Origin of the sequence: Paenirhodobacter sp. (genome assembly GCF_050177655.1) — a bacterium.
Classification (GTDB): domain Bacteria; phylum Pseudomonadota; class Alphaproteobacteria; order Rhodobacterales; family Rhodobacteraceae; genus Rhodobacter.
The window spans coordinates 1-8,081 of record NZ_JBFXGV010000073.1; the positions used below are offsets into that span (position 1 = coordinate 1).

The window sequence follows — 8,081 nt, forward strand, 5'->3', positions numbered from 1 at the left end:
CTCGGCGCGGCGGCGGCGGCGCGCTTCGAGACGGTCGAGCGCCTCGTCCTCGGCCGCGATCGCGTCGGCGCTCAGCGCTTCCGGCTCCTCGGCGCGATCCTCGGCGGCGGCGCTCGCCTCCTCGGCTTCATCCTCCGCCTCGGCACGGGCCTCGGGTTCGGGGGCCACGGGTTCGGAGGGGGCGGGCTCAGAAGCGGCCTCCTCCTCTTCCTCGGATTGCAGCGGGCCGGAAATGTCGAGATCGAAGCTGAATTTCCCTTCCGCAGCCGGCGCCGCCTCGGGAAGCGCGGTGGCGAACGGTGCGGGCTCGACCTCCTCGGCCTCCTCCGGCGCGGCGGGATGGGCGCGCTCCTCGGCGGCGGCACGCGCCGAGGCGACGGCGGCGCGGATGCGCTGCAGCTTCGCCGCGACCGAGTCGCTCACCGGATCCGCGCTCGGCGGCACCGCGAAGACGGGGGCAGGGGGCGCGACCTCGGTCCTGGGCGCGGGGGCGGCGGTCTCGGCCGCGATCTCGGCCGGCGCTTCCGCCACAGGCTCGGCGATGGCTTCGACGGCGGTTTCGGTGACCGGTTCGGCGGCGGGCGCGGGGTCGGCGGCCTCGGGGGGCGCCTCCTCGGCGGCCAGCTCCTGCGGGCGCAGGATCACCCCGTTCTTCTGGATCTTGGCATCGACACGGCGCTGGATCTCGCGCTCGGCGATCTTGTGCAGCATCTCCGCATCGGGCTGCGGCGGCTCTGCCCCGAAGTAACGGTCATCCGCGGCCAGGTCGCGGAAATATTCCGCGATCGCCTTCATCGTGTTGAACGGCTCGTCGAAACCTTCGAGCGTGCAAGAGAAGGTCCCGTAGGACACGGTAAGGATTTTGCTCGCACCAACCATGGGACGTTCGCCTTCTACCAAACCAGGTTCCTGCCAATCTCCGGGGAAACTGGTGCTTTCCCGTGAACGAAAAAAGGCAAATGCGAGGTATTTTATCGAACCCCGTTGTGATTTCGCGCCTTAATCGGCATCAATCATGCCATGACGGGGGAAATTGTCCATTGCGAGGGCGGGGTCGTGCTGATCGGCGGGGGCGCCCTTGCGGCAGCCGATGTCCATGAAGCGTTGACAATCGCCCCCTGCCTCGTCGCCGCGGATGGCGGCGGCGATCGTGCGCTGGCGCTTGGCCTGCAGCCGCGGGCGGTGATCGGCGATCTCGACAGCCTGAGCGATGCCGCGCGCGCGACGCTCGGTGCCCGGGTGCATCATGTCGCCGAGCAGGACAGCACCGATTTCGCGAAATGCCTCGACCGGGTCGCGGCGCGCTTCGTGATCGGGCTCGGCTTCACCGGGCTGCGGCTCGACCATACGCTCGCCGCGCTGAACGAGCTGGCGGCGCGACCGGGCCGGGCGATCGTACTGATCGCCGAGGACGAGGCGATCTTCCTCTGCCCGCCCGAGATCACGCTCGATCTGCCCGCGGGCGAGCGGCTCTCGCTTTTCCCGATGGGGGCGGCGGCGGGCCGATCGGAGGGGCTGCGCTGGCCGATCGAGGGGCTCGACTTCACCCCCGCGGGCCGGGTCGGCACCTCGAACGAGGTGGCGGCGGGGCCGGTGCGCCTTGCGATCAGCGGCCCGATGCTGGTGCTGGTGCCGAAGCGCCATCTGCGGGCGGTGCTTTGCGCGCTTGTGCCGTGATCCGCTCGCGGTGGATGATGTAGAGGCCGGAGGCCGCGATGATCGCGATGCCGATCCAGGTCAGCGCATCGGGGAAATCGCCGAAGACGAGATAGCCGAAAAGCGTGGCGGTGAGCATCTCGAAGTAATGCAGCGGCGCGAGCAGCGTCGAGGGGGCGAAGCGCAGCGCATAGGTCATCGACATGTGGCTGACGGTCGCGGCGAGGCCGACGCCGCCGACCCAGGTGAGGAAGATCCCCGAGGGCATCTCGAAACGCCACTGGCCAAAGCCCAGCGCGCCGCCGAGGCCAAGCAGCGGCAGGCAGATCAGCACCGCGAGGAGCGCGGTGTGGAACTGCATCTCGACCGGGTGGGTGTAGCGCGAGAGCGCCCGGGTGAGCAGGATGTAAAGCGCGAAGCAGACCGCGGTGCCGAGCGGGAAAAGTGCGACCGGCCCGAAGACCGAGAACGAGGGCTGGATCACGAAGAGCGCGCCGATGAACCCCACCACCGAGGCGCCGAGCCGGCGCGGCCCGACCTCTTCGCCAAGCGCGAAGCGCCCGATCAGGAGGATCACGAAGGGCTCGACGAAGGCGATGGCAAGCGCGTCGGCGATCGGCATCACCTGCACCGCGGCGACGAAGGAATAGGTCGCGAAGATCGAGACGAAGGCGCGCGCGAAGGTCAGCGTCAGCGCGCGCCCCCGCGGCCAGAGGCTTTGCCGCATCGCCAGCACCACGGGCACCATCAGCACGCCTTGCACGACATAGCGGCCCAGCGTGACGGTGCCCACCGGCACCGCCTGCGCGGCGAGTTTCGAGGCGACGTCGATGAGCGGCGCGATGATGCAGAAGCCGAGCATCAGAGCGATGCCCGGGAAGATGCGGTCTTGCTGGGTCATGCGCCAGCGCTACGCTGCGCCGCGAGGGCCGTCCATCCCGAAAGCGACGCGCCGGTGCCGCGATCGGGCCGCGATCAGGCTCCGATCAGACGGTGGCCCGGCTGCGGGCGATCTCGGCCATGAGCGCGGCGCAGGCCTTGGCGGCGAAATCGAGCACGGCGCGATCGGTGAAAACCTCGCCCGTCATCTTCTGTGCGACCGAGCCGATGACGACTTCGGGCGTCGCCACTGGGCGCGAGAGGGTCGAGGAAAACGCCTCGCGCAGCTGGTATTGCGCGCGCACGCCGCCGGTCGTCGCCATCGAGCAGGTCACGATCAGCACCGGCTTGCCCTTCAGCGGCGAGGCAAAGGCCGGGCGCGAGGCCCAGTCGATCGCGTTCTTCCGCACGCCGGGCACGCCGTGATTGTATTCGGTGGAGACCACGATCAGCCCCTCGGCAGCGGCGATCGCCGCGCGCAGCGCGGCGACGGGCGCGGGGCGCGGATCGAGGTCGAGATCCTGATTGTAAAGCGGCAGCGTGCCGATCTCGGCGAAGGTCAGATCGGCCGCAGCGGCGATCTCGGCGCCGATCGCCTTCAGGATCGCGGTGGAATAGGAGGCCTGGCGCAGGCTGCCCGAGAGGCCGAGCAGGCGAAATTTGGGGGAGGTCATGGTCGTTCCGTTCGTGTCGCGCCCTGACTTTCGGGCGCGACATGGCTATAACGCAAAAGCGAAAGTATTCGCCTTCGCGATTCGGCCAAACAGGCCGGAGAAACCGCCATTCGGAAGGCCCCGATGCCCGAACGTGCCGATCTTGCGCCGAACCCCGTTTATGCCGCTGCCCGGGCGCATGCGCAGGGCAGCCGTATCGGCCGGCATGCGCATCGCCGCGCGCAGCTGATCGTGCTGGCGCAGGGGGCGCTGCGGCTCGAATGCGACGACCGGGTGCTGACGGTGCCGCCCGGTCAGGCCGCCTTCCTGCCCGGCGCGCTGCCCCATGCCGCCACCTATGGCGAGCGCAGCGTGGTGAGCATCGCCTATTTCGAGCCCGCCGATTTCCCCGGCCTGCCGCAGGAAAGCCTGCTGTTTCCGGCAAGCGATCTGATCCGGGCGCTGATCGCGCGCGCGCTCGAGCTGTCCGCGGCGTCGGCCTGGTCGGAGGCGGACCGGCGCGCGATGCAGGTGCTCGCCGATGAGATCGCGCGGGCGCCGCGGGGCGCTCGCGGGCTTGGCCTTGGTCAGGATGCGCGGCTGCGGCGGGTGACCGAGGCGCTGCTCGCGGATCCCGCCGACCGGCGCACCTTGCCGCAATGGGCGGCGCAGGCGGCGGTGCCCGAGCGCACGCTCGCACGGCTGTTTGCGCGCGAGACCGGGCTCAGCTTCGCGCGCTGGCGGGCGCGGTTGCAGATCGCGCGGGCGGTGGAATGGCTGGCGGCGGGGCGCCCGGTGACGCAGATCGCCTACGATCTCGGCTATGCGAGCCCCTCGGGCTTCACCGCGATGTTCACCCGCGAGACCGGCGCGCCGCCGCAGGGCTGGCTTGCGCGCGAGACCCGGGCGCCGGGGCACGCGGGCTGAGCGGGGAGGGGGCGCTGCCCCCGTCTCCGTGCCGGAGACTCCCCCGAGGTATTTCGAGCAAGATGAAACCACCCGCTCGGCTTTCATCTTGCCGAAAATACCTCGGGGGGAGCGAAGCGGGGGGCAGCGCCCCCCTCGCGGGAAGGCGTGAAGAGGCTCGGCGCTGCGCTTGGCAGCCCGGGCGTTCGCCAAAGGCACCCGGCCCTCCGCTTGCGCTTCGGGCGTTCGCCAAAGGCACCCGGCCCTGCGCTTGCGCTCCGGGCGTTCGCCGCTTGAAACGCTCCACTGGAGCGTTTCATCGGAGCGCTGGCGCGCTCCGACCGCGGCTCACCCCATCCGCTCGGAGGTGTAGCCGCCGGGCGAGGCCGGGAAGACCACCGTCTTGTTGCCGTTGAGGAAGGCGCGGTGCTGCACATGGGCGTGGATCGCGCGGGCGAGCACCTGCGCCTCGACGTCGCGGCCGAGGCTGACGTAATCCTCAGGGCTTTGCGCATGGGTCACGCGCACCGTGTCCTGCTCGATGATCGGGCCCTCGTCGAGGTCGGCGGTGACGTAATGCGAGGTCGCCCCGATCAGCTTCACGCCGCGCTCATAGGCCTGCTTGTAGGGGTTCGCGCCCTTGAACGAGGGCAGGAACGAGTGGTGGATGTTGATGATCTTGCCCGACATCTTCTGACAAAGCTTGTCCGAGAGGATCTGCATGTAACGCGCCAGAACCACCAGTTCGGCGCCCGAATCCTCGACCACCGACATCAGATGCGCCTCGGCCTGCGGCTTGTTCTCCTTCGTCACCTTGATGTGGTGGAAGGGGATGTCGTGGTTCACCACCACCTTCTGATAGGTCATGTGGTTCGAGACCACGCCGACGATCTCGATCGGCAGCGCGCCGATGCGCCAGCGATAGAGCAGGTCGTTCAGGCAATGGCCGAAGTTCGACACCATCAGGAGCACCTTCATCTTCTCGGTGCCGCCGTGGATCGCCCAGTCCATGCCGAAGGTTTCCGCGATCGGGGCGAAGCCCGCGCGCAGATCCTCGAGCGTCGCGCCGGTCTCGGAGGCGAAGCTCACCCGCATGAAGAAGCGATGCGTGAGCACATCGTCATATTGATGCGAGTCGGTGAGGTTGCAGCCCCGCTCGGCGAGGTAATTCGCGATCGCGGCGACGATGCCACGGGTCGTCGGGCATTGCACGGTCAGCACATAGGCGGTCATTCGGTTCCCTTTCTCGCCCGCGCCGGGCGGGTCTCGGGGCCATATTCGCGAAGCCGTGGGCCGAGGCCAGCCGGGATGCGACCGCGCAGGCGCGAAAAGCGTCAGCGCCGGTGTCGCAAACGAGGCGGGGGTTTCCGATAGTGGAGCGGGCGGTGGACATCACGCGCCGGCTGGCCCAGGCTCGGGCGGATCGGAACGGAGGTCGGGATGCAGTTTCCTCTCAGCGGCGGATGCGAATGCGGCAGGGTCCGCTACGAGATCGCGGCGGCGCCGCTCGTCGTCTATGCCTGCCATTGCACGATCTGCCAGACGCAATCGGGCAGCGCCTTCGGCATGGCGGCGCGGATCCCGAAAGAGGCGTTCCGGCTGACCCGCGGCACGCTGAAAAGCTTCACCCGCACCGCGGAAAGCGGGCAGATCTTCAGCAATTCCTTCTGCCCCGATTGCGGCACGCGGATCCATCACGCCGCGAGCCGCGCGCCCGAGCACCTCAGCCTGAAGCCGGGCACGCTCGACGACACCTCCTGGCTGCGGCCGAGCCACCATGTCTTTGCCCGCTCGGCGCAGCCCTGGGTGATCTTCCCGCCCGACGCGCAGATCTGCGAGACGGTGCCCGCAGACCGTGGCTGGCTGTCGGGGAAGTGAGCGCGCGGTGGCCGCGCTCAGATCTGGCGTTCGGGGATATGCACGACGAGCCCGTCGAGCGCGTCGGTCACCTTGATCTGGCAGGTGAGGCGCGATTTCACCGGATCGGGTTTCCAGGCGAAATCGAGCATGTCGGCTTCCATCGAATCCTTCGGCGGCACGCGGTCGATCCAGGCCTCGTCGAGATAGACGTGGCAGGTCGAGCAGGCGCAGGCGCCGCCGCAATCGGCGTCGATGCCGGGCACGCCATTGTCGCGCGCGCCTTCCATCACCGTCTTGCCGGTCTTCACGTCCACGACATGTTCGGTGCCGTTGAATTCGATATAGGTGATCTTCGCCATCGTCCTCGCCTTTTGCCGCCGGCCCTCGGGCCCTTGCCCCGATTTAGGGCAAGCGCGGCGCGAATGCCAGTCCCCGGACCCGGCCGCTTCGTCGCAGCGGCGGGTCTTTCGCGCCCGCGCCAAAGCCGCTAAGATCGCGCCGTTCCGGGCGCTCGAGAGCTGCATGATCCACCGTCTCCTTCCGTTTTCCGCCTTGCTGCTGGGCCTTGTCGCGGGCTGTGGCCCCGATAGCGGCGGCGCGCCGGCCCCGGGCACCGATCTGCCGCCCTCGAAACAGGCGCTGACGCTGGCCGGCGAATGGCGCGACACGCCGCCCGGGCCGGGCGACACCGGCTGTTTTGCGGAAAAGACCAACCCCGCGGTGGTGGAAACGGTGACCGAGCAGGTGCTGGTCTCCCCCGAGATCCGCGATCCGGCGACGGGGGAGGTGACCGCGCCCGCGACCTATCGCTCCTCGACCCATGCGAAGATCGTGCAGGGGCGGGAGAAGATGTGGTTCCCGGCGCCCTGCGCTGCGGTGATGACGCCGGAGCTCATCGCGACGCTGCAACGCGCGCTGGCGGCGCGGGGGCTTTATGCGGGGCCGGTGACGGGGGAGCTCGACGAGGCGACCCATCGCGCGATCAACGCCTACCAGCGCCCGCGCGGGCTTTTTTCCGCGACGCTGTCGACGCGCGCCGCGCAGGAGCTGGGGCTGATCCCCTGGGGGTGAGGGGGCCTCGCGCATGAGGCGGTTTCCAAAACGCAAAAGGCGCCCCGAAGGGCGCCTTTGACATTCCGTGCAAGGCCTGGCCTCACTCCACCGGCAGCGCGACGAAGCGCGGCTCGCCGCCGCGGCGGATCAGCAGGAGCACCGATTTGCGGCCGGCGTCCTTCGCCTCCTTCACCCGGTCCTCGAGATCGGAAAGCTGCGTCACCGGCTGCTGGCCCGCCTCGGTTATCAGATCGCCCGCGCGCAGCCCCTTGTCGAAGGCGGCCGAGGTCTCGTCGATGTCCTTGATCACCAGCCCCTGCTGGCCCGGCTGCAGCCCGAGTTCCGAGATCAGCTCGTCGGTGAGCGGCGTCACCGTGAGGCCGAGCACCGTGCTTTCGGCATCCGCCGGTTTCGTCACCGCCGCCGGCACCGCCTCGCCCTCGGCGAGCTCGCGCCGGCCGAGCGTGACGAGCAGCGTCTCCTGCTTGCCGCCGCGCAGCACGGTGACGCGCACCGCCTGGCCCACCGGCGCGTCGGCGACGCGGCGCACCAGATCGCGGCTGTCCTTCACCTCGCCGCCGTCGAAGTTGACGATCACGTCGCCCGCGAGCATGCCGGCGGTCTTCGCCGGGCCGTCGGGCACCTCGGAGACCAGCGCGCCCTCGGCCTTCGGCAGGCCCATCGCATCGGCCATGTCGGGGGTGATCTCCTGGATCTTCACGCCAAGCCAGCCGCGGCGCGTCTCGCCGAACTGCTTGAGCTGATCGACCACCTTCGAGACGACATTCGAGGCCATCGAAAAGCCGATGCCGATCGAACCGCCGTTGGGCGAGAGGATCGCGGTGTTCACGCCGATCACCTGGCCATCCATGTTGAAGAGCGGCCCGCCCGAGTTGCCGCGGTTGATCGCCGCGTCGGTCTGCAGGAAGTCGTCATAGGTGCCCGAATGCTCGCGGTTGCGCGCCGAGACGATGCCCGCCGAGACCGAGAAGCCCTGGCCGAGCGGGTTGCCCATCGCCATCACCCAGTCGCCGACGCGCATCGCGTCGCTGTCGCCGAAGGGCACGAAGGGCA

Annotated in this window: 9 protein-coding genes and 1 pseudogene; 4 read left to right on the plus strand and 6 right to left on the minus strand. The window is 69.3% G+C overall.

Features of this window, described 5'->3' with window-relative positions; translation table 11 throughout:
* Nucleotides 1-852, minus strand: a pseudogene (locus AB7U46_RS16975) (chemotaxis protein CheA); the annotation flags it as partial.
* 168 nt (nt 853-1,020) lie between these two features.
* On the opposite strand from AB7U46_RS16975, the gene AB7U46_RS16980 reads away from it, so the two are divergent.
* Nucleotides 1,021-1,677, plus strand: a complete 657-nt coding sequence (locus AB7U46_RS16980) for a thiamine diphosphokinase (RefSeq protein ID WP_428338171.1) — start codon at nt 1,021-1,023, stop codon at nt 1,675-1,677.
* Here AB7U46_RS16980 and AB7U46_RS16985 read toward each other — a convergent pair.
* Complete coding sequence (locus AB7U46_RS16985) at nt 1,607-2,557, minus strand: DMT family transporter (protein ID WP_428338172.1); 951 nt, start codon at nt 2,555-2,557, stop codon at nt 1,607-1,609. The genes AB7U46_RS16980 and AB7U46_RS16985 overlap by 71 nt on opposite strands.
* 85 nt (nt 2,558-2,642) lie before the next feature.
* Nucleotides 2,643-3,209 (minus strand): NADPH-dependent FMN reductase, encoded by a 567-nt coding sequence (locus tag AB7U46_RS16990; protein ID WP_428338173.1) that lies wholly within the window; start codon nt 3,207-3,209, stop codon nt 2,643-2,645.
* Between the two features lie 123 nt (nt 3,210-3,332).
* Between AB7U46_RS16990 and AB7U46_RS16995 the strand changes: the two genes are divergently transcribed.
* Nucleotides 3,333-4,115 (plus strand): AraC family transcriptional regulator, encoded by a 783-nt coding sequence (locus AB7U46_RS16995; protein WP_428338174.1) that lies wholly within the window; start codon nt 3,333-3,335, stop codon nt 4,113-4,115.
* A gap of 327 nt (nt 4,116-4,442) precedes the next feature.
* Here AB7U46_RS16995 and purU read toward each other — a convergent pair whose 3' ends face one another.
* Nucleotides 4,443-5,327: a formyltetrahydrofolate deformylase gene (gene purU, locus AB7U46_RS17000; protein ID WP_428338175.1), complete on the minus strand. Its 885-nt coding sequence runs from the start codon at nt 5,325-5,327 to the stop codon at nt 4,443-4,445.
* A gap of 207 nt (nt 5,328-5,534) precedes the next feature.
* Here purU and AB7U46_RS17005 point away from each other — a divergent pair, with 207 nt between their 5' ends.
* Nucleotides 5,535-5,972, plus strand: coding sequence for a GFA family protein (locus tag AB7U46_RS17005; RefSeq protein WP_428338176.1), 438 nt, complete (start codon nt 5,535-5,537; stop codon nt 5,970-5,972).
* A gap of 17 nt (nt 5,973-5,989) precedes the next feature.
* Here AB7U46_RS17005 and AB7U46_RS17010 read toward each other — a convergent pair whose 3' ends face one another.
* Nucleotides 5,990-6,313 (minus strand): 2Fe-2S iron-sulfur cluster-binding protein, encoded by a 324-nt coding sequence (locus AB7U46_RS17010; RefSeq protein ID WP_428338177.1) that lies wholly within the window; start codon nt 6,311-6,313, stop codon nt 5,990-5,992.
* A gap of 163 nt (nt 6,314-6,476) precedes the next feature.
* On the opposite strand from AB7U46_RS17010, the gene AB7U46_RS17015 reads away from it, so the two are divergent.
* Complete coding sequence (locus AB7U46_RS17015; RefSeq protein ID WP_428338178.1) at nt 6,477-7,025, plus strand: peptidoglycan-binding domain-containing protein; 549 nt, start codon at nt 6,477-6,479, stop codon at nt 7,023-7,025.
* Nucleotides 7,026-7,107: 82 nt separating this feature from the next.
* Here AB7U46_RS17015 and AB7U46_RS17020 read toward each other — a convergent pair.
* Nucleotides 7,108-8,081 (minus strand): PDZ domain-containing protein (locus AB7U46_RS17020; RefSeq protein WP_428338179.1); only part of this gene is annotated, 974 nt, incomplete at its 5' end.

Excerpts from the sequence above, each read along its gene's own strand:
- AB7U46_RS16990 (WP_428338173.1), bottom strand. The coding sequence starts at position 3,209 with ATGACCTCCCCCAAATTTCGCCTGCTCGGCCTCTCGGGCAGCCTGCGC.
- purU (WP_428338175.1), bottom strand. The coding sequence starts at position 5,327 with ATGACCGCCTATGTGCTGACCGTGCAATGCCCGACGACCCGTGGCATC.
- AB7U46_RS16985 (WP_428338172.1), bottom strand. The coding sequence starts at position 2,557 with ATGACCCAGCAAGACCGCATCTTCCCGGGCATCGCTCTGATGCTCGGC.
- AB7U46_RS17015 (WP_428338178.1), top strand. The coding sequence starts at position 6,477 with ATGATCCACCGTCTCCTTCCGTTTTCCGCCTTGCTGCTGGGCCTTGTC.
- AB7U46_RS16980 (WP_428338171.1), top strand. The coding sequence starts at position 1,021 with ATGACGGGGGAAATTGTCCATTGCGAGGGCGGGGTCGTGCTGATCGGC.
- AB7U46_RS17010 (WP_428338177.1), bottom strand. The coding sequence starts at position 6,313 with ATGGCGAAGATCACCTATATCGAATTCAACGGCACCGAACATGTCGTG.
- AB7U46_RS16995 (WP_428338174.1), top strand. The coding sequence starts at position 3,333 with ATGCCCGAACGTGCCGATCTTGCGCCGAACCCCGTTTATGCCGCTGCC.
- AB7U46_RS17005 (WP_428338176.1), top strand. The coding sequence starts at position 5,535 with ATGCAGTTTCCTCTCAGCGGCGGATGCGAATGCGGCAGGGTCCGCTAC.